The sequence below is a fragment of the Nocardiopsis sediminis genome, assembly GCF_042650565.1.
In the GTDB taxonomy this organism is placed as follows: Bacteria; Actinomycetota; Actinomycetes; order Streptosporangiales; family Streptosporangiaceae; genus Nocardiopsis_B; species Nocardiopsis_B sediminis.
Map to the genome: position 1 here is coordinate 80,746 of NZ_JBHSBH010000002.1, position 20,571 is coordinate 101,316.

The 20,571-nt window shown below is 73.4% G+C and carries 14 protein-coding genes; 7 read left to right on the plus strand and 7 right to left on the minus strand.

Annotation, left to right across the window (positions count from 1 at the left end; translation table 11 throughout):
- Positions 1–455: 455 nt before the first annotated feature.
- From tkt to pgl, 5 genes are all read left to right on the plus strand, one after another.
- Positions 456–2,576 (plus strand): transketolase, encoded by a 2,121-nt coding sequence (gene tkt, locus ACFOVU_RS00935; RefSeq protein ID WP_378529334.1) that lies wholly within the window; start codon positions 456–458, stop codon positions 2,574–2,576.
- A 102-nt stretch (positions 2,577–2,678) separates the two neighbouring features.
- Positions 2,679–3,785 carry a transaldolase gene (tal, locus tag ACFOVU_RS00940; RefSeq protein ID WP_378529335.1) on the plus strand — a complete coding sequence of 369 codons (1,107 nt, stop codon included), beginning with the start codon at positions 2,679–2,681 and terminating at the stop codon, positions 3,783–3,785.
- A gap of 158 nt (positions 3,786–3,943) precedes the next feature.
- Complete coding sequence (zwf, locus tag ACFOVU_RS00945; protein ID WP_378529336.1) at positions 3,944–5,473, plus strand: glucose-6-phosphate dehydrogenase; 1,530 nt, start codon at positions 3,944–3,946, stop codon at positions 5,471–5,473.
- A gap of 367 nt (positions 5,474–5,840) precedes the next feature.
- A complete protein-coding gene (locus ACFOVU_RS00950; RefSeq protein ID WP_378529337.1) occupies positions 5,841–6,767 on the plus strand; it encodes a glucose-6-phosphate dehydrogenase assembly protein OpcA in 927 nt (308 codons plus the stop codon).
- Complete coding sequence (pgl, locus tag ACFOVU_RS00955; RefSeq protein WP_378529338.1) at positions 6,764–7,555, plus strand: 6-phosphogluconolactonase; 792 nt, start codon at positions 6,764–6,766, stop codon at positions 7,553–7,555. Before ACFOVU_RS00950 ends, pgl begins: the two co-directional genes overlap by 4 nt.
- A gap of 93 nt (positions 7,556–7,648) precedes the next feature.
- On the opposite strand, the gene ACFOVU_RS00960 is transcribed toward pgl, so the two are convergent.
- Positions 7,649–7,996 carry an ArsR/SmtB family transcription factor gene (locus ACFOVU_RS00960; RefSeq protein WP_378529339.1) on the minus strand — a complete coding sequence of 116 codons (348 nt, stop codon included), beginning with the start codon at positions 7,994–7,996 and terminating at the stop codon, positions 7,649–7,651.
- Positions 7,997–8,096: 100 nt separating this feature from the next.
- Here ACFOVU_RS00960 and ACFOVU_RS00965 point away from each other — a divergent pair, with 100 nt between their 5' ends.
- Entirely contained in the window at positions 8,097–9,026 is a 930-nt protein-coding gene (locus ACFOVU_RS00965; protein WP_378529340.1) for a TIGR03620 family F420-dependent LLM class oxidoreductase, read from the plus strand.
- A 125-nt stretch (positions 9,027–9,151) separates the two neighbouring features.
- Here ACFOVU_RS00965 and ACFOVU_RS00970 read toward each other — a convergent pair whose 3' ends face one another.
- Genes ACFOVU_RS00970 through ACFOVU_RS00980 form a run of 3 tightly spaced genes read right to left on the minus strand, consistent with a single transcriptional unit; the run spans position 9,152 to position 12,271 of the window.
- Positions 9,152–10,435 (minus strand): ABC transporter substrate-binding protein, encoded by a 1,284-nt coding sequence (locus ACFOVU_RS00970; RefSeq protein ID WP_378529341.1) that lies wholly within the window; start codon positions 10,433–10,435, stop codon positions 9,152–9,154.
- A gap of 17 nt (positions 10,436–10,452) precedes the next feature.
- The gene (locus ACFOVU_RS00975) at positions 10,453–11,319 is read right to left on the minus strand and encodes a carbohydrate ABC transporter permease (RefSeq protein WP_378529342.1); all 867 of its coding nucleotides are present in this window, start codon (positions 11,317–11,319) and stop codon (positions 10,453–10,455) included.
- The gene (locus ACFOVU_RS00980) at positions 11,303–12,271 is read right to left on the minus strand and encodes a carbohydrate ABC transporter permease (RefSeq protein WP_378529343.1); all 969 of its coding nucleotides are present in this window, start codon (positions 12,269–12,271) and stop codon (positions 11,303–11,305) included. The genes ACFOVU_RS00975 and ACFOVU_RS00980 overlap by 17 nt, the downstream gene beginning before the upstream one ends.
- A 565-nt stretch (positions 12,272–12,836) precedes the next feature.
- Here ACFOVU_RS00980 and ACFOVU_RS00985 point away from each other — a divergent pair.
- Positions 12,837–14,186 (plus strand): Gfo/Idh/MocA family protein, encoded by a 1,350-nt coding sequence (locus tag ACFOVU_RS00985; protein ID WP_378529344.1) that lies wholly within the window; start codon positions 12,837–12,839, stop codon positions 14,184–14,186.
- A gap of 280 nt (positions 14,187–14,466) precedes the next feature.
- Here the strand turns inward: ACFOVU_RS00985 and ACFOVU_RS00990 are convergent, their stop codons facing one another.
- From ACFOVU_RS00990 to ACFOVU_RS01000, 3 genes are all read right to left on the minus strand, one after another.
- On the minus strand, positions 14,467–16,935 hold the full coding sequence (locus ACFOVU_RS00990; RefSeq protein ID WP_378529345.1) for a TIGR03986 family type III CRISPR-associated RAMP protein: 2,469 nt from the start codon (positions 16,933–16,935) through the stop codon (positions 14,467–14,469).
- A gap of 12 nt (positions 16,936–16,947) precedes the next feature.
- Positions 16,948–17,727 carry a hypothetical protein gene (locus ACFOVU_RS00995; RefSeq protein WP_378529346.1) on the minus strand — a complete coding sequence of 260 codons (780 nt, stop codon included), beginning with the start codon at positions 17,725–17,727 and terminating at the stop codon, positions 16,948–16,950.
- 319 nt (positions 17,728–18,046) lie between these two features.
- Positions 18,047–19,804 (minus strand): RAMP superfamily CRISPR-associated protein, encoded by a 1,758-nt coding sequence (locus ACFOVU_RS01000; RefSeq protein ID WP_378529347.1) that lies wholly within the window; start codon positions 19,802–19,804, stop codon positions 18,047–18,049.
- Positions 19,805–20,571 lie beyond the last annotated feature (767 nt).

The following is a 20,571-nucleotide window of genomic DNA, read 5'->3' on the forward strand; positions in this document are numbered from 1 at the left end:
TCTCAATCGACGCCACGCCAGGAACCGCACAACCCCGTCAACGACATACTGTAGTACTCGCCGCGGCGCCCCCTCGACCGGGGCGCGGTCTCGCATCGCTCCTCGTCGCGCCGGGCATGCGCCCCCGCGTGCCGCCGCGGCGTTCCCCCCTTTCGGCGCCCCTTCCCGTGGCCGTGGGCGGTCACCGTCCGCGCACGGCCCGGAGGGTGACGTGTTGAACATGCCGTGCCCGCGTTGGGGCGATAGGCTCGCAGTTGGTCGCACCTGTCGCGTTCGGAATTCGCGTGCCCCGCAGCGGACCCGGGAGACCCGGGCCGGCCGATGGTCCGGCCGTGTGCGGGCTCCGCGCGCCGACCGCCGTCAGGGCGGCGCGACCACGGACAACCCCACATTCACGATCCCGGACGATGGCGCCCGGGCATCTGCTGGATGCGCGAAAGGAGCCCTGAGCCCGCGTGAACATCGACACCTCGGAATCCCTTGAGTGGTCGGACCTCGACCGTCGCGCCGTCGATGTGGTCCGCGCACTCGCGATGGATGCGGTCGAGGAGGCGGGCTCCGGCCACCCCGGGACCGCGATGAGCCTCGCCCCCGCCGCCTACCTGCTGTTCCAGAAGGTCATGCGGCACGACCCGAGCGAACCCCACTGGGTCGGCCGCGACCGGTTCGTCCTGTCGGCCGGACACTCCAGCCTCACCCTCTACATCCAGCTCTTCCTCGCCGGCTACGGGCTGTGCCTGGAGGACCTGCGGCGGCTGCGCCAGTGGGACAGCCTCACCCCCGGCCACCCCGAGCACGGCCACACCCCCGGCGTCGAGACCACCACCGGCCCCCTGGGCCAGGGCGTCGGCAACGCGGTCGGCATGGCCATGGCCGCACGGCGCGAGCGCGGCCTGTTCGACCCCGAGTCCGCCCCCGGCGAGAGCCCCTTCGACCACTTCGTCTACGCGATCTGCTCCGACGGCGACGTCCAGGAGGGCATCAGCCACGAGGCCAGCGCGCTCGCCGGCACCCAGAAGCTCGGCAACCTCGTCGTCATCTACGACGACAACCACATCTCCATCGAGGACGACACCCAGATCGCGTTCTCCGAGGACGTCGCCGCGCGCTACAGCGCCTACGGCTGGCACGTCCAGGAGATCGACTGGACCGCGGGCGGCACCTACCACGAGGACGTCGCCCAGCTCCACGGCGCCATCCTGGCCGCCCAGGCCGAGACCGAGCGCCCCTCCTTCATCCGGCTGCGCACCATCATCGGCTGGCCGGCACCCAACAAGCAGAACACCGGCGCGGTCCACGGCGCGGCCATGGGCGCCGACGAGGTCGCGGCCACCAAGCGGATCCTCGGCCTCGACCCCGACGCCGTCTTCGACGTCCCCGAGGAGCTCCTGGCGTTCACCCGCGAGGCGATCGACCGCGGGCGCGCGGCGCGCACCGCCTGGGACGGCGATCTCGCGGCCTGGCGCGAGGGCGCCGGGGAGCGCGCCGAGCTGTTCGACCGCCTCCAGTCGGGCACACTGCCCACGGACTGGGAGGACGCGCTGCCGGTGTTCCCGGCCAGCGACAAGGGCATGGCCACCCGCAAGGCCGGCGGCGAGGTGCTGAGCGCCATCGCGCCGATCCTGCCCGAGCTGTGGGGCGGGTCGGCCGACCTGGCGGGCTCCAACAACACCACCCCCAAGGGCGAGCCCTCTTTCATCCCGGAGGAGTACTCGACCAAGATGTTCTCGGGCAACCGGTTCGGCCGGGTCCTGCACTTCGGGGTCCGCGAGCACGGCATGGGCTCGATCCTCAACGGCATCGCCCTGCACGGGCCCACCCGCCCCTACGGCGGCACCTTCCTGGTCTTCAGCGACTACATGCGGCCCGCGGTGCGGCTGGCGGCGCTGATGAAGCTTCCGGTCACCTACGTGTGGACGCACGACTCGATCGGCCTGGGCGAGGACGGCCCCACCCACCAGCCGATCGAGCACCTGTGGTCGCTGCGCGCCATCCCCGGGCTCGACGTCATCCGGCCGGCCGACGCCAACGAGACCGCGGTGGCCTGGCGCACCATCCTGCGCAACGGCGACCGCCCCTCGGCGCTGGCGCTGACCCGGCAGAACGTGCCCACCCTCGACCGCACGGTCTACGCCTCCGCCGAGCACACGGCCAAGGGCGGCTACGTCCTGGCCGAGGCCGGCAACGGCAAGCCCGCAGCGGTGATCATCGCAACGGGCAGCGAGGTCACCATCGCCCTTGAGGCGCGCACCCGCCTGGAGGAGTCGGGCACCCCGACCCGGGTGGTGTCCATGCCCAGCGTGGAGTGGTTCCGCGAGCAGGACGAGTCCTACCGCAACGAGGTGCTGCCGCCCAACGTCCCGGCGCGGGTGTCGGTCGAGGCCGGGATCGGCCTGGGCTGGCGGGAGTTCATCGGCGACCACGGCGAAGCGGTGTGCCTGGAGCACTTCGGCGCGTCGGCGCCCTACGGAACCCTGTACGAGCAGTTCGGGCTGACACCGGACCGGGTGGTGGCCGCGGTGCACGCGAGCGTCGCCAAGCTCGGCGGCGAGTACGGCACGACGACCGGAAACTGATCGATGTGGCGGGGGTCCTTCACCGAAACCGGGGAAGGACCCCCTGCGCGTCGGGGCGCACCCGCTGCGCGGCCGGCGGCGACGACGAGGAAGAGCGAAGTGATGACGAATCCGTTGCAGGACCTGTCCGGCGAGGGCGTCGCCGTGTGGCTGGACGACATCAGCCGTGAGCGCCTGCGCTCGGGCAACCTCCAGGAGCTGGTCGACCAGCGCAACGTCGTGGGGGTGACCTCCAACCCCACCATCTTCGAGAAGGCGCTCAAGGAGGGCGACGCCTACGACGACCAGTTGCGCGACCTCGCCGTGCGCGGGGTCTCGGTCGACGAGGCGGTGCGCGCGATCACCGCCTACGACATCCGCTGGGGCGCCGACCTGCTGCGGCCCGTCTACGAGGCCACCGGGCAGGTCGACGGCCGGGTGTCGCTGGAGGTCGACCCGCGGCTGGCGCGCGAGACCGAGCGCACGGTCGCCGAGGCGCGCGCCCTGTGGTGGCTGGTGGACCGCCCCAACCTGCTGATCAAGATCCCGGCCACGCTCGAGGGCCTGCCGGCGATCACGCAGGCGCTGTCGGAGGGCATCAGCGTCAACGTCACGCTGATCTTCTCGCTGGAGCGCTACCGGCAGGTCATGGACGCCTTCCTGGCGGGCCTGGAGCAGGCCGCCGAGAACGGCCACGACCTCTCGCGCATCCAGTCGGTGGCGTCGTTCTTCGTCAGCCGGGTGGACGCCGAGGTCGACAAGCGCCTGGCTGCTGTGGGCACCGACCGCGCCCTGGAGCTGCGCGGTCGCGCGGCGATCGCCAACGCGCGCCTGGCCTACCAGGCCTACGAGGAGGTGTTCGGGTCGGAGCGGTTCAAGGCGCTGGCGGCGCAGCACGCCTCACCGCAGCGCCCGCTGTGGGCGTCGACCGGGGTGAAGGACCCCGCCTACGACGACACCCGCTACGTCACCCAGCTCGTGGCGCCGGGGACGGTCAACACCATGCCCGAGGCCACCCTGGAGGCGACCGCCGACCACGGGGTGATCACCGGCGACACGGTGCGCGGCGCCTACGCCGAGGCACGCGCGGACCTGGACGCCCTGGCCGAGGTCGGGGTGAACTACGACGACGTCGTGGCCGTGCTGGAGGACGAGGGCGTCGAGAAGTTCGAGAAGTCCTGGAACGACCTGCTGTCGCGGGTGTCCCAGCAGCTCGGCGACGCGGGCTGACCGGTCCGTCCGCGCGCACCGGGCGTCCGCCGCGCCCGGTGCGGCCCACCGCAGAACCCCGCCGCACGCCGCAGGGCGCCGCGGCGGGTCCACAACCCACCGCGAGCATGCGGAGCCGATGTGAGAGATAGCGGGGAAAAGACGTGAAAGAACCGGTGATGCCGGGAGCGATCCCGAACCCGTTGCGCGACGAGCTCGACCGGCGGCTGCCCCGTATCGCCGGGCCGAGCGTGCTCGTGCTGTTCGGGGTGACGGGCGACCTGGCCCGTAAGAAGCTGCTCCCGGCGATCTACGACCTGGCCAACCGGGGGCTGCTGCCGCCGGGGTTCGGGCTGGTGGGCTTCGCGCGGCGCGACTGGGCCGACCAGGACTTCGCGGCCGAGGCCCACGACGCGGTGCGCGAGCACGCGCGGACCCCGTTCCGCGAGGACGTGTGGCGCCAGCTCAGCGAGGGCATGCGGTTCGTGTCGGGCGAGCTGCACGACGACGCCGCGTTCGACACGCTGGCCGAGACCGTCAAGGAGCTGGACGCCCACCGCGGCACGGGCGGCAACTACGCCTACTATCTGTCGCTGCCCCCCAAGCTGTTCCCGACCGTGGTCAAGCAGCTGAAGCGGTCGGGGCTGGCGGAGTCCGACGGCGACTCGTGGCGGCGGGTGATCATCGAGAAGCCGTTCGGCCACGACCTGGAGAGCGCCAAGGAGCTCAACGCGGTCGTGGACGACGTGTTCCCGCCGCAGTCGGTGTTCCGGATCGACCACTACCTGGGCAAGGAGACGGTCCAGAACATCATGGCGCTGCGGTTCGCCAACACGCTCTTCGAGCCGCTGTGGAACCGCAGCTACGTCGACCACGTGCAGATCACCATGGCCGAGGACATCGGCGTGGGCGGCCGCGCCGGCTACTACGACGGGATCGGCGCGGCCCGCGACGTCATCCAGAACCACCTGCTCCAGCTGCTGGCGCTGGTGGCCATGGAGGAACCGGTGACGTTCAGCGCCGACGCCATGCGCGCCGAGAAGGAGAAGGTGCTGTCGGCGGTGGAGCTGCCGGGCGACCTGGCGGCGGGCACCGCGCGCGGGCAGTACGCGGCCGGCTGGCAGGGCGGCGCCGAGGTGCGCGGCTACCTGGAGGAGGAGGGGATCCCCTCGGACTCCATCACCGAGACCTACGCCGCGATGAAGGTGGGGGTCAACAGCCGCCGCTGGGCGGGGGTGCCGTTCTACCTGCGCACCGGCAAGCGGCTGGGGCGGCGGGTGACGGAGGTGGCCCTGGTGTTCCAGCGGTCGCCGCACCAGGTGTTCGCGTCGGCCGATGTGGAGGACCTGGGGCAGAACTCCCTGGTCCTGCGCATCCAGCCGGACGAAGGCGTGACCCTGCGGTTCGGCTCCAAGGTGCCCGGCGCGGCCATGGAGGTGCGCGACGTGACCATGGACTTCGCCTATGGGCAGTCGTTCACCGAGGCCAGCCCGGAGGCCTACGAGCGGCTGATCCTGGACGTGCTGATCGGCGACCCCCCGCTGTTCCCCCGCCAGGAGGAGGTGGAGCTGTCGTGGCGGATCCTCGACCCGGTGGAGGAGTACTGGGCCAAGGCGGGCCGCCCCGAACAGTACGGCGCCGGAACCTGGGGCCCGCAATCGGCCCACGACCTGCTGGCCCGCGACGGCCGCCAGTGGAGGCGCCCATGACGCCCGAGCGCACACCCCGCGCTCTCCTTGGGGGCGCTTGCCTTCTCACTCCGCTGCACCGCCGGAGCGGGTGGGCCTTCGGCGATCGGCAGCGCCGCCTCCGCTCGTTCGTCGGCTCGCCGCGAGGTGCCTACTGGGGAGCGCTCACCTCCTCACTCGACTCCAACGGCCCCGCGGACAGCGCCTTCGGCGATCGGCAGCGCCGCCTCCGCTCGTTCGTCGGCTCGCCGCTCCGGCCCAGGGGGGCCACCCGCAACCCCAGCCCCGGTTCCTACCTTCAGCTTCGCGTGCGGCCGGAACCGGCCGCACGCCGCATTCCCGCGCCTGTGGACAACCCGGCCGCCGCGCCGTCCCAAAGGGAGGACCGATGACGCTGTACCTTCCGCGCACCACCACGTCGCAGATCACCGAGGCGCTGACCGCCGAGCGGCACAGTGTCGGGGGCGGTGCGATGAACATGGTGCTGACCCTGGTCATCGTCACCGACGAGGCCGACCACTACGACGCCGTTCAGGCCGCGACCGAGGCCGGGCGCGAGCACCCCTCGCGGGTGCTGGCGCTGATCCGCCGCGACCCCGGCGCCGAGCCGGCCATCGACGCCGAGATCCGCCGCCCCGGCACGTCCGGGCCGGGCGAGGCCCTGCTGCTGCGCCTGTACGGGCCCCTCGGTGAGCACGCCGACTCCGTCGTCACCCCGCTGCTGGTGCCCGATGCGCCGGTGGTCGCGTGGTGGCCGGGCGCCGGGCCGGTCGACCCGGCGTCGGACCCGGTGGGGCGTCTGGCCCACCGCCGCATCACCGACGCGCTGCGGGGCGCCGACCCCGTCAAGGACCTGCTGGAGCGGGTCCGCCACTACGCGCCGGGCGACACCGACCTCACCTGGACCCGGCTCACGCCGTGGCGGTCGCTGCTGGCGAGCACCATGGACCAGCCGTGCGGGTGGGTCACGGCGGCCGAGGTGTCGGCCGAGGCGCGCTACCCCAGCGCCGACCTGCTGGTGGCGTGGCTGTCGGACCAGCTGGAGGTGCCGGTGGAGCGCAAGGTCTCCAACGGGCCGGGCATCACCGGGGTCACTCTGACCACGGACTCCGGGGAGATCGCGGTCAACCGGCTCGACGGCCGGGTGGCCACCCTGTCGTCGCCCGGGCGGCCGGACCAGAAGGTCGCGCTGGCGCGACGGCGGGCCGCCGAGGCGCTGGCCGAGGAGCTGCGTAGGCTCGACGCCGACGAGATCTACGAGAGGACCGCCAAGCACATGACGACGCTGCTCAAGACGGTGGAGACGCCCGCGTGAGCGCGCCCACGGTCATCGTCCACGCCGATGCCGACCTGCTCGCCGCGGCGACGGCGGCGCGGGCCGTCACCCGCCTCGCCGACGCCCAGGCCGCGCGCGGATCCGCGTCGGTGGTGTTGACCGGGGGCGGGATCGGGATCGCGGTCCTGGCCGCGCTGGCCGTGTCCCCGGCCCGCGACGCGGTCGACTGGCGGCGCGTGGACGTGTGGTGGGGCGACGAGCGGTTCCTGCCCGCCGACGACCCCGAGCGCAATGAGACCCAGGCGCGGGCGGCGCTCTTGGACCGGCTGGAGCTGGATCCGGACCGGGTGCACCCGATGCCCGCGTCGGACGGGCCCGACGGCGACGACCCCGAGGCGGGCGCGGACCGCTACGCCCGCGCCCTGGCCGCAGCGGCGGGGGCCGCGCGCGAGGCGGTCGGCACGCCGACCCCGGTCTTCGACGTGTGCATGCTCGGCATCGGCCCCGACTCCCATGTGGCGTCGCTGTTCCCGGGGCACCCGGCGCTCGGGGAGCGCAAGCGGACGGTGGTGGCGGTGCGCGAGGCGCCCAAGCCGCCGCCGACCCGCGTCTCGCTGACCCTGCCGGCGATCGGGGCGGCGCGCGAGGTGTGGGTCCTGGCGTCGGGTGAGGGCAAGGCGGGGGCCGTGCGGTCGGCCCTGGCGGGCGCGGCCCCGGATCGGGTCCCGGCGTCGGGCGCGCGCGGGAGCTCGCGGACCCTGTTCCTGCTCGACCGGGCGGCCGCGTCGCTGCGCGCGGAGCACTCGATCGCGTCCGAAGGGCTCTGAACGGCCCGCTGAACGGCCCGGCGGCCCTCGTCCCCGATCTCGGGGACGGGGGCCGCCGTCGTCATATCGCCATGCCACCGGATGGCTGCGGGCTCAGTCGTCCAGGGAGCGCACCCCCGCGTGGCGGCGGCCTTCGGCCACGGCGAGGTCCAGGACCCCGGGGAACCGGCGGTCGATCTCCTCGCGGCGCAGGGCGTTGCGCCGGCGCGTGCCCTCGTCCCACTGCCGGAGCAGCCCCGCCTCGCGCAACACGCGGAAGTGCCGGGTGGCGGCGGATTTTCCGACCGGGAGGTCGATGCGCCCGCAGAAGACGCCGGGGTGGTCGTTGAGCATGGCGATGATGCCGAGCCGCACGGGATCGCTGAGGGCGGCCATCACCGCGAGGAACTCCAGATCCTCCTCGCGGGGGTGTACCAGGGGGTTCGCGGTTCGGCTGGCCATGCCCCGATTATGCCGTATTCGACATGTTCACATGCGCGCGTACATCGTGTAGGTTTCATGTTCGAATCCACGCGTACATGAGGTCGGAGGAGAGCATCCCATGGGCGATGCGGGAATGGCGGGCAGAGCCGACACGGCCGCCCTGAAGCGGCGCTTGGGGAGCACGGGTGTGTGGCTGGGGACGTCGCTGGCCTCCACCACCGCGGACGAGAACCGCCGCGTCGCCGCCGAGGTGGAGCGGCTGGGCTACACCGCCCTGTGGTTCGGCGGGGACGCGGCCGGAACCAAGGAGGCGTTCACGCAGGCCGCGCTGTTGCTGTCGGCCACCGATCGGATCACCGTGGCCACGGGGATCGCCAGCATCTGGTCGCGCGACGCGGCCGCCGCCGCATCCGGCGCCGACGGGCTCAACGACCTGTCATCGGGCCGCTTCCTGCTGGGGCTCGGCGTCAGCCACTCCCCGATCGTGGCGGCCCGGGGGCAGAACTACGCCAAGCCGTACTCGGCCATGCGCGCCTACCTCGACGCCATGGAGTCGGTCCCCTACCCGGCCCCGCTGGAGACGCCCGCCCCCGTCGTGCTGGCCGCCCTGCGCCACCGCATGCTGGAGCTGGCCCGCGACCGCACGGCGGGCGCGCACCCCTACTTCACCACCGCCGAGCACACCGCCAAGGCCCGCGGGATCCTCGGCCCCGAACCGGTACTGGCCCCCGAGGTGGCGGTGGTCGTCGACACAGATCCCGAGCGCGCGCGGACCGCCGCCCGCGGCTTCATGGCCACGTACCTGACCCTGCCGAACTACACCAACAACCTGCGCGATCTCGGCTGGACCGACGCCGACTTCGCCGACGGCGGCAGCGACGCCCTGGTCGACGCGATCGTGCCGTGGGGCGGCCCCGACGCCATCGCCGCGGCCGTGCGGGCCCACCACGAGGCCGGAGCCGACCACGTCTGCATCCAGCCCGTCGCCCCCACGGCCGCCGAGCAGCTCAAGGCCCTGAGTGCCCTGGCCCCGGTCCTCCTGCACTGAGCCGCACGCCCGCACCGCCCGGTTCCCGGCATGGCGCGGCGCCCGTGCGGGAGGGGGGCACGGGCGCCGCCGGCGGGAGGCCGGGGCGGGTGCCGGGCCCCGTGCGGGGGCCCGGCGGGGGCGGGTCAGCCGGAGCCGATGGCGGTCTCCACCTCCGACATCAACTGGTCGGTGGCTTCGGCGGGGGTCAGGCGGCCGAACATGACCTCCTCGTTGATGCGCTTGAAGATGTCGACGACCTCGCCGGCGCCGATCGGCGGCACCTGGAGCGGGCCCGCGACGTCGGGGGTGACCTCGTCGATGTAGTCGGCGGTCGCGGCGTCGGCCGGGGGCAGGGCGTCGCGCGTCTCGTCGCGCAGCCGGGTGTTGGCGGCCAGGCCCCGGTCGGCGAGGATGATCTCGGCGGCCTCCACGTCGTTGAGGAGGTAGTCGACGAACATCGCCGCCTCCTCCGGGTGGTCGGTGCCCGCCGAGATCGAGTAGAACATCGCCGGCTTGAGGAAGACGCCGGGCTGCTCGAACTCGGTCTCCCCGGGGAAGCGCAGCAGTTCCAGCTCGTGGCCGGAGGCGTTGGAGATGACGCCGAACTGGTTGGTCCAGAAGTGCGCCATGGCGCCGGAGCCCGTGGCCACGGTGGAGAGGTCGGGGCCGCCGGCGTCGATCTCGACGCTCTCGGCAGCGCCGTGGGCGGCCTCCTCCTCGTGGATGCGCGCGACGATCTCCCACCAGGCTTCCATGGTCTCCGGGGAGAAGCCGAGCTGCCCGTCATCGGTGTACATCGACTCGCCGTGCTGGCGGGCGAACATCTGGAACGGGCCCTCGGTCACGCCCATGGCCTGGGTGCCGTAGACCTCGCCGTCCGTGGCCTCGGTGATGGCGGCGCTGGTCTCGATGAACTCGTCCCAGGTCCAGTTCTCGTCATCGGGCATCTCCACGCCCGCCTGGTCGTAGAGCTCCGGGTCGGCCATGATGGTCGCCACGTTGATCCCGGACGCGATGCCGAAGGTGCCGTCCTCCAGCTGCCCGCTGGTCAGCGCCAGTTCGTCGATCTCGCCGAGGTCGAGCTGCTCGCCGTACTCGGTGAGGTCGAGAAGGGCACCGCGGTCGGCGTACTCGCGCAGGTAGCGGTCCTCCTGGGAGATGATGTCCGGCGCGTCGTTGGCCGCGGTGCTCGTGGCCAGCCGGTCCCAGTAGGAGTCCCAGTCGGTGTACTCGCCGGTGATCCGGATATCGGGGTGGGCCGCCTCGAAGCGGTCGATGACCTCCTGGGTCCTGGTGTGCCGCTCGTCGGCCCCCCACCAGGAGAACCGCAGTTCCACCACGCCGTCGTCGGAGCCGCCGCCACCGCATCCGGTCGCGGCGACGGCCAGTGCGGCGAGGACCGCCGCCGACCTGAGAACCGGTCGCATAGTCGAGTTCCTTTCGGTCATTTGATTCCGGTCGTCGCGATGCCTTTGACGAGGTAGCGCTGTCCGGCGAGGAAGAACCCGAAGATCGGTCCCAGGGCGACCACCGACATCGCGAACAGCGGGCCCCACGAGGTCTGGGCCTGCGAGTCGACGAACGTGCGGAGCGCGACGGGAACGGTGTACATGTTCGGGTCGGTCAGGAAGATGAGCTGGCTGAAGAAGTCGTTCCAGGTCCAGATGAAGGTGAAGATCGCGGTGGTGGCCAGGGCCGGAAGCGACAGCGGCAGGATGATGCGCAGGAAGATGCGCGCGTGGCCGCAGCCGTCGATCCGGGCCGCCTCATCGAGGTCCCGGGGCAGGCCGCGGATGAACTGCACCATCAGGAAGATGAAGAACGCGTCGGTGGCCAGGAGCTTGGGGACGATCAGCGGATAGAAGGTGTTGATCCACTCCAGCTCGGCGAAGATGATGTACTGCGGCACGATCACGACGTGGATGGGCAGCATGATCGTCATCAGCATGGCCGCGAAGAACAGCTTCTTGCCGCGGAACTCCATCCGCGCGAACGCGTAGGCGGCCATCGAGCACGACAGCAGGTTGCCGATGATCGACCCCGCCACCACGATCAGCGAGTTCCAGATGTAGTGGTGGAAGGGGTACTCGAGCGCGTTCCAGCCCTCGGAGTAGTTCTCGGGCCTGAGCGGGCTGGGCAGCAGGCCGGGCTCGCTGAAGATGTCCTCGGTGGGCTTGAGCGAGCTGGAGACCATCCACAGCAGCGGGTAGAGCATGACCAGCCCGAAGCCGATCAGCGCCAGGTGGGTGAAGAACCGGCGCCGGACGTCGGTGGGGCGGCGCGCGTCGGAGGGCTTAGTCGTTGTCACCATAGAAGACCCAGTACCTGGAGAAAAGGAAGTTCACGGCGGTGAACCCGGCGATGATCAGCAGCAGCAGCCAGGCCATCGCCGAGGCGTAGCCCATGTCGAACTGCCCGAAGCCGCGCTGGTAGAGGTAGAGCGTGAAGAACATGGTCGCGTCGGAGGGGCCGCCCGATCCGCCGCTGACCACGAACGCCTGGGTGAAGGTCTGGAAGGCGTTGATCATCTGGAGGATGAGGTTGAAGAAGATGATCGGCGTCAGCAGCGGCACGGTCACCGAGAAGAACCGGCGCACCGGGCCGGCGCCGTCGACCGCGGCGGCCTCGTAGTACATCGCTGGGATCTGCCGCAGCCCGGCCAGGAAGATCACCATCGGCGCCCCGAAGGTCCACACGTTGAGCACGATCAGCGTGCCCAGCGCGTAGTCGGGGTGGGAGACCCAGCCCTCGCCCTGGATGCCGAAGAACCCGAGGAGCTGGTTGATCAGGCCCTGGGCGCCGAACACCTGGCGCCACAGGATGGCGATGGCCACGCTGCCGCCCAGGAGCGAGGGCAGGTAGTAGACCGAGCGGTAGAACGCCAGGCCGCGCACGCCGCGGTCGAGCACGATGGCCAGGGCGAGCGCCATGGCGAGTTGCAGCGGGACGGAGACGAACACGTAGGTGAACGTGACCCGCAGCGAGCTGTGCAGCCGCTCGTCGTCGAGCATCGCGCGATAGTTGTCCAGCCCGGCCCAAGTGGGGTCGCCGATGAGGGGGTAGTCGGTGAACGAGAAGTACAGCGAGGCCAGCATCGGCCCGATCGTGATGACGAGCATCCCGGCGATCCACGGCGAGAGGAACGCGTAGGCGGCGAGGTTCTCGCGGCGCCGGCGCGAGCGGGAGCGGCGTCGCGGGGGCGTGGCGGCGGGGGCGGCCTCGGCCGGCGCGGTTGCGGCGCGCTCGCGGGTCGCCCCGATCACGCCGCCGCTCCCGCCCGGGAGGGGGCGCACCGCGCGGGGGCGGGAACCCGGCCGGCCCTTCGATCCAAGTTCATGTGCGTCAACCGTCCTCGATCGGCCCGGTGGGCAGTGTGGGGGGACGTCGGCTCCCCCTGTGTGCGTTCCGGACGGCGCAGGTCCGGCGACGGTGTCGGTAAGCGCTATCCAGAACGTGATGAACGGTTTCTAACACCCCCGCAATGTGACGTCAATCATCACATGGGGATCCGGAGACGGCCAGAGGCTGCGACGACCCGACCAGAATCGCCCCCGACCAGCCGGAACGCGGAACGGGAGGGCACACGGAGAACGACGCCGGGCCTCCCGGCGATCGCCACCGGCACGAACGCCCGAAGGCGCGGAACGTGTCCGGATCGTTGCCGACCGGCAGGCCGGGACGGCCGCGCACACGACATCCGGGCGACTCCCGGGGGCAGGGCGGGCGATCACCGTCCCCGCCTGTCACACGCCCCGTACGGGGCGCAACGGCGCCCGTATTCGATCCCCCGAAGTGGACCGACGCAGGGAAAGCGTTTACCGTAGAGGTGTGATCGACTCCACTTCATCCTCCACGTCGGCCTCCACCGCCACCCGCCGCTTCGCCGTTGTGGGCACGGGGTCTCGCGCCCGCATGTACACCGGCGCCCTGTCGTCCACCCACGCCAACGTCGCGCGCCTCGCCGCCCTGTGCGACACCAACCGGACACGGATGAGCGCCCACAACGACCTCATCGAGGCCAACGGCCACCCGCGGGTCCCCGCCTACACCGCCGACCGGTTCGCCGAGATGCTCGCGGCCGAGCACATCGACGAGGTCGTGGTGTGCACCGTGGACCGCACGCACGCCGACTACATCTGCGCCGCCATGGAGGCCGGCTGCGACGTCGTCACCGAGAAGCCGATGACCGCCGACCTCGACGGGTGCCGCCGCATCCTGCAAACCCAGCGGCGCACCGGCCGGCGCGTCAACGTCGCCTTCAACTACCGCTACAACCCGGTGCACGCGAAGGTCCACGAGCTGGTGTCCTCGGGCGCGATCGGCGAGGTCGCCTCGGTGCACTTCGAATGGCTGCTCGACCTGCGCCACGGCGCCGACTACTTCCGCCGCTGGCACCGCGAGAAGGAGCACTCCGGCGGGCTGCTCGTGCACAAGTCCAGCCACCACTTCGACCTGGTCGACTGGTGGATCGGCAGCACCCCGCGCACCGTGTTCGGCTGGGGCGACCTGTTCTTCTACGGCGACGGCAACGGCCGCCGCCGGGAGCTGTCCGGCGGCTACGACCGCGCCCACCAGGCCGCGGGCGCCGAGGACGACCCCTTCGCCCTGCACATGAGCGACAGCCCGGCGATGACGCGACTGTACCTGGAGGCCGAGCACGAGGACGGCTACCACCGCGACCGCAACGTGTTCGGCTCCGGCATCACCATCGAGGACGACATGTCGGTGCTCGTCCGCTACGCGTCGGGCGCCAAGCTCAGCTACCACCTGGTCGCCTACTCCCCCTGGGAGGGCTACCGGGTCGCCATCACCGGCAGCCGGGGCCGGCTGGAGCTCGATGTGACCGAGAACGCCTCGGTCACGGCCGGGCGCACCGACACCCTGCCCGTGCGCGGTATGCCCGCCCCCAAGGAGAACACGGTCTCGACCCTCACCCTGCGCCCCCACTGGGAGGAGCCGCAGGTGGTGCCGGTCCGGGTGGGCGAGGGCGGGCACGGCGGCGGCGACACGCGCATGCTCGACACGCTGTTCGGGGTCCCCGGAGCCCAGCCGCGGCCCACCCACCTCGACGGCGCCTACGCCCTGCTCACGGGCCTGGCCGCCAACGAGTCGATCCGCACCGGCCTGCCGGTCGAGGTGGCCGACCTGGTCCCCGAAGGCGTCACCGAAGCTCCTTGAGGCCCGCGGCGGCGGCCCGGAGACCACCGGACCGCCGCCGCACGAGCCCCGGCGCCGGAGGGCACCCGCCATGGGCGGTGTCCTCCGGCTGCCGGTCCACCCTCCCTTGGGCGGACCGGGCCGTGCGCCCCCGCTGCGGCTCATGCCCTCGACGGGCTGTCTCCGGCTCTGCGGGTGTAGGGCGATGCCGGAATGCGCTGCTGCTATGCCCTCGATCGGGCGGCGGGGGGCTGCGGCGACCCCGGCGGCACGGGGCAGGGCACCGCCGGGGCTGTGCCCATCAGCCCGGAGCTGTCTGCGAGATCCGGGTATGGGCGGCGAACCGGTCCCGCAATGCGGGCAGGACCGGGTAGACGGAGAACTCTTCGAGTTCCATGACGCGGGTCCAGCTCTCGGGCAGCCGATCGCGCCACTGGGCCGCCAGGAGCAGGGCCTGCACGCGCGCGACGTCGGTCCAGTCGTCGGGGAGCGACCGGCCGGCGCGCACGCTCTCCTCGCGCTCCCAGGTGAGCAGGGCGTCGTCGAAGGCGTCGAGGAGCTTCTGCACGCCCTCGGCGCCCACGCGCTGGACGCCCGCGCCCGGGTCGAGCGACGCGGCGCGTTCGGCGTGGTCGATCAGGTGCAGGACCGGGGTGATGTGCACGCTGCCGAACCCCAGCGCCTTGCCCAGGCCCAGCTTGTGGGCGTACACGGGGTCGGCGGTGTCGCCGCCGTCGGCGGGGTTGCCCAGGAGCAGGGCCCGCAGCAGCGCGCCGATCTCGGCGTCGGTGAGGTTGGTGAAGGTGATCCGGCCGTGGAAGGTGAGCCCGGCGCGCAGCGGCACGACATCGCGCTTGGTGTCGCCGTCGGGCACCCGGTCGGCGCGGAGGCCGGCGTAGCGGCGGCCCTCATCGGGCAGGGGGTCGTGGCGGTGCAGGTAGACCTTGTAGCCGCCGAGGCGGACGTCGCCCTCGTGCGACCAGGTGACGAGGTCGGGAGCGCTGCCCCAGGTGCGGTCGGTCATGGGCTGGAGCAGGTAATTGGCGAAGCACGAGCGCTGCGGGGAGAGCAGCTCGACCCGCAGCGCGTGCGGGAACCAGGGGTCGGGGTCGGTGCACACGGCCGACCCGACGGAGACCCGCCCGCGCACCGCAGGGCCGGCGCCCTCGCGCTGGGGCAGCAGGTCGATATCGCCGAAGAGCGCGCGCGGGATGTCGGGGGTGCGGCCGGCCGCGCCGGGGTCGGCGGGGTCGGGGCTGAGGACGCCGTTGGGCAGGGCGCGGCGGATCGGGTCGTACTCGCCGACGGCCACCCGGTAGCCGCCGGAGCGGCCGAAGGAGATCACGTGGCCGCCGCTGTCCTGGTACCAGACGGGCTCGCAGGCGCCGCGGTCGAGCCCGCCAGGGCGCTCCCGCCCGGGGGCGGCAGGGGTCTGCGGGGCGGCCTCGCCGAGGGTCAGGCCGGTGGTGAGGTCGACCGGGAAGTTGCGTTCCTGGAAGCGGGTGATCTGGTCGGCGGACTCCACCATGCGGACGAGGTGGTCGGGCACCGGCAGCCGAAGCTCGGGGTCGATGCCGGTGGGGAAGAGGTAGGCGTTCTTCCGCTCGCCCGCGGCGCCGGTGAGCACCAGGACGCAGTCGTGGCTGCGGATCCCGATGGAGTCGACGCGCTCCATGGCGCGGTCGATGTCGTTGCGCCGGCCGCGGGCCGAGGCGCGGGCGCGTTCGCCGCCCGCCTTGTCGACCGCCTGCTGGGCGCGGACGAGCTTCTCCGACCAGCGCTCGCGCAGCCGGTCGCGGACGGTCTCGCGGTGGGCGGGGGTGACGGGTTCGCCGGCGGGCAGGACGGCCATGGCCCAGAACCGGGTCTCGCCGATGGTGCGGCCGTCGATGTCGGGGCACAGGGCCGTGACCCGCAGGAACTGGAATTCCCGGTGGGTTTCGGCGGGGACGTGGCCGCCCGCGGCGGGGTCGCCGGAGGGGGCGGGCAGCGGGAAGGGCGGCAGCGCCGGGTAGCGGGCGAGGTCGTCGCGGACGTCGGTCAGGCGGACCTGGAGGGGGCGCTCGACGGGCAGCGGGTGGATGACCCAGCCGCGTCCGGCGCCGAGGTAGCGGAGGAACCCGGCCTTGACCGGCGCGCCGGGCGGGCTGGAGGGCGCCCCGTGGCGTTCGCGGTAGCGGCGGTTCTGGTTGCGCATGACGTGGCGGGCGCGCTTGTCGGTGCTGGAGGCGGCCGGTGCGCGGAAGAAGAGCTGCGGGGTGTTGACGTGCCCGGTCTCGCCGCCGGTGACGACGCGCAGGACGTTGCGCGTGAGGCCGCGGAGGGTGGCGCCCGGCAGAGCGGGGCGGCCGTCGATGGTCAGCGAGCGCGCGGGGTCGGCGCCCTTGTGGGTGGCGCCGACGAAGAGGGGGGTCAGGGAGCGGATCTCGAGGTCGATCCAGCCGGTGTGGGTGCCCGGGATGCGGCGGTCGTGCCCGGCGAGGACGTGGCGCTGGGTGACGCCGTTGCGCAGGACGGATTCCTGGAGGCGCTCGGCCGGCATGGGGTGGTCGGGCAGCGGGACCAGGCCGTAGGGGGCGACGGCCTGGTGGTCGCGGAGGGGGTCGGGCGGGCCCGGGCGGCGGCTGAGGGCGCCGCCGCGCTCGTCGCGGGATCGCGATCGGCCACCGGGGGGCAGTGGCGCGGATCGCCGTGCGGCGACGGAGGCGCGGCGGCGCGGCATTGCGGCAGGACTCGGTCTCCGGGCGGCGGAGTGCGGCTGATCGCTCACGCGGTCCTCCTTCTACACGGCGTCCGGTTCGTCGATGCCGAGCGGCGCCGTGGGCTTCGGCCCGGCGTGGTAGCCGGTCAGGCGATGGAAGGCCACCCCGACCGCCCCAGTGACGGGATCCTCTGCCCAGTACTCTCGGACACTGACCCAGCTGCCCACGCTGACCGGGGTCCGCTGGTCGGTCCCGGAGGCGGCGGCGGGCCACTCCACCTCGAAGTCCTGCCAGGTCACGGGGTGGCAGGCGGTGGATCCGGAGAGTTCGCGGCCGATGCTGAAGGGGACGTCGCCCTCGAGAGTGCGGCTGTGCCGGTTGGGGCTTCCCGGGCGGGCCCGCCATCCGGTCAGCAGGAAGGAGCGGTCGCGGGGGCGCAGCCACGGGGCGAGGGCGGCGGCGTCGGCGCTGTCGTGGGACACCCATGCGGCCTCGGCGCCTTCGGCGATGTGGATCTGGGCCGAGGGGGAGAACAGCACGGCGTCGAGGAGCCGCCAGGCGTCGCCGCAGTCGGGGGCGAGCAGCGGGGCGGACAGGGCGGCGGTTTCCGGGTCGTCGCCGGAGAACCGCCAGGCCTGGGCGGGGCAGCCGCCGGTGATGCGGCCGTCGCCGAGTTCGGCGAGCAGCCACTGGGGTTCGCCGGGCGCGTAGGAGTCGAGCAGGGTGCTTCGGGTGCGGCACCCGAACAGTTCGGAGATCACCTGCGCGGTCTGGTCGCCCGCCACGGCGACGGTGTGCACCCCCAGCGGAGCGGGCGGGGAGTCGGCGGCGCTCGGGGTGGCGGTGGTGGTGTCGGTCATGACCGGCCCCTGCCTTCCTTGGGATCCGGGCTCGGCGTGCTGAGGGGAGGTGGCCCTGGGAAATGCGGCGGCAGTGGGCGCGGCGCCACCGCCGGGCGGTTCGGGAGGCGGAGCCTTCCCGAACCGGGCCACCTGTGACCAGGGTGCGGATGATCCCGGGTGGGTCCGCCCGGCCGGATCGAGGGATCGGCTCCGGCCCGGCAACGACCGGTCGGCAAGGGAGTACCCGGCGGTGATGGGGCCACCGATGTGGTGGCGCCTGCGGAAGCGGCCCTGAGCCAGGGTCCCGCCGCGGACGGTTTCACAGGAGGCGCGGCGCTCATCGGACCGCCCGGCCCGGGCGGCCCGCGGCGCGGGGGGCGACGGCGGCGCGCAGCGCGGCGAGCCAGGGGGTGACCGCCGCCCGTTCGGGGCCCCGGGCGTCGTCGATGGCGGCGACGAGGTCGCACGGCTGCGGCGGGGCGCCGGGGTCGTGGCGGGTGAGGACCGCTCCGGTGACGATCAGCCGGCCGTTGCCGATGCCCGATCCGCCGCCGATGGTGTCGAGCGGCACGGTCCGCAGCTCGCGCACGATGAGGGCGATCAGGCCGCGGACGGCGTCGTCGGGGCGGGAGATGTCGAGGGTGACGTGCGCCCGCCCGCCCGCGTAGACGTCGTCGGCGAAGAAGCGGGTGTCGACGGCGTCGCCGAAGAGCGCGTCGATGTTGACGCGGGCGGTGCGCTGGCTGGTGCCGCCGGTGAGCTCGGCGGCCTCACGGAGCCGGATGCGTGAGGAGGCCGGGGCCCTGCCCCCGCGCGATTCACCGCCCCACCAGCGGGTGTGCAGCCGGCGGCCGGGGCTGTGCTCGGGCCACTCCCCCAGCGCGCGGTCGGCTTCGCCGGAGATGTCGCGGATGAGGCGTTGGCTCACGCGCTTGAACAGCGCGAACAGGGCGGTGTCGCCGAGGGTGGGGCGCCATTCGACGCCGCCGTCACCGGTCACCCGCGGACGGCGCAGGTGGGTGCGGTCGACCTCGCCGATGGAGTCGGGCGCCGGGGCGTCGCCGACCATCAGCAGCCCGGGCCGGGAGGCGGCCGCTCCGCCGTCGGCGGCCGGGGCGCCGGGCTCCTCGGGGGCGGGCAGGAACGCGGCGGTGGGGCGCTCGGCGAGCTCCAGGGTGAGGGTCAGTTCGTCGCGGTGGCGGCGGTCGTCGCCGTGGGCGGCCAGGGTGTCGTGGAAGGCGTCGCCGACCGCCGTGGCCAGGTCCGGGGCGTCGCGCAGCCGCGCCGACAGCAGGGCGAGCAGGCCGCCCCCGCCCTCGTGCGCGGCGGTGTCGGCGACGGTGTCGCGGGCGCGCTCCCAGCGCTCGGCCCACGTGGGTGCGTACCAGGCGGCCCAGCCCTGCGGGGTGCGCAGGTCGTGGCGGCGGGCGTGCCAGGCGTCGGCGTGTGCCGCACCGTAGCCGCGGGCCGTGCGCGCCCCCAAGGAGATGCCGGGGCCCTCGCCGGACAGCCCCTCGGCGGCCAGGGCGGTCAGGGCGAGCAGCCGCCCCTCGGATTCGGGGTCGTCGATGCACAGCCGCAGGGTGAGGGTGAACCGGGTGCCCGCGGGCAGGGTCTCCATCTGCCAGAGGGCGCCGGGGACCGCGGCGCCGCTGCCGGGGTCGACCCGGTTGCCGGCGCGCACGGCCACACCGGCCTCGGGGGGCAGGTCGGCGAACGCGTCGTCGAGGTCCAGCGCGCTTCGGGTGAGCTGGGCGGCGATGGCGTCGTCGTCGCCGCGCGGCGGGGCGGCCTCGCCGAACAGCTCGGCCGCGGCGCGGCGCCCTTCTCGGCCCAGCCGCGCGGCCAGATGGTGGCGGAGCAGGCCGGCCTGGGTGGTGGCGCGCAGCCGCGGGCGGCCGTCCGTGGGGTCGCGGTCGATCAGGTCGACGTCGTTGCCCGCCGTGTGCCGGGGGGCGCTGTGCGCGGCCCCGATGTGGGTGTCACCCAGCAGGCACAGGCGGGCGGTGAACTCCCAGACGGCCTGCGGGCATGGCGCGGCGGCGGCCGCGAACTCGTCCAGCCCGGTGTCCCATAGCACCCCCGGATCCGTCACCTGCCGACCTTTCCGTCAGAGGCCCGCCGGAGCGGCGCCGGGCCGTGGTGTTCCCATCCCACCCGGCCCACCACCGGAACGGGCCGACGCGACCGCGCATCGTCACCGGGAGGCCGGCCACCGCGCATCCCGCGGCCGACCGCCACGCTGCCACCGGACGGGCCGCATCGTTGCGCCCGCGGAGCCGTACCCGGGGCACGTCGCCGCGGATCGTGTGCCCGATGCTGCTCGAAGCACGGATCCGAGCCCGTGGCGCACCGGCACCAGCACCGGCCCGCGGCGGGCGGGCCCGGGCGGCGTGCACCGGCACCGGCCCGCCACGGCCTTCGCCCGGGGCATTCCTGGCCGAGCGCCGGCCGGACACCGCCCTGGTCGCACATCGGCTTCGCGGAACACGACGGCCCGTGCCCGCCGGCCGGACACTCGGCACGCACGTCTCCCGGCATCGGACGTGCCGGGCCGGCCCACGGCGCGTGTCCGAGGCCCGGAGCATGCTCATGAGCGGTGGCAAGGTCCTGCCGCACACGGGGGACGCCGACACACCCGGCGATCCATGAGCGGCCGTCGCTCCGGGGACCGGTGGGCATACCGAGCGGGGACCACGGCAACGGCGACGCCGGGGCGCACGCACGGCCCGCGTGGCGCGGGCCCTCGGCCGCCACGTCCACCGACGACGGCACGGCGGACCGCCCCGGGCGCCCCACCGGGGCGGGACGGGCGTCCTTGTGTGAGGCCGGGGTGCGGGGCCGGGGGTGCGCGGGGCGTCC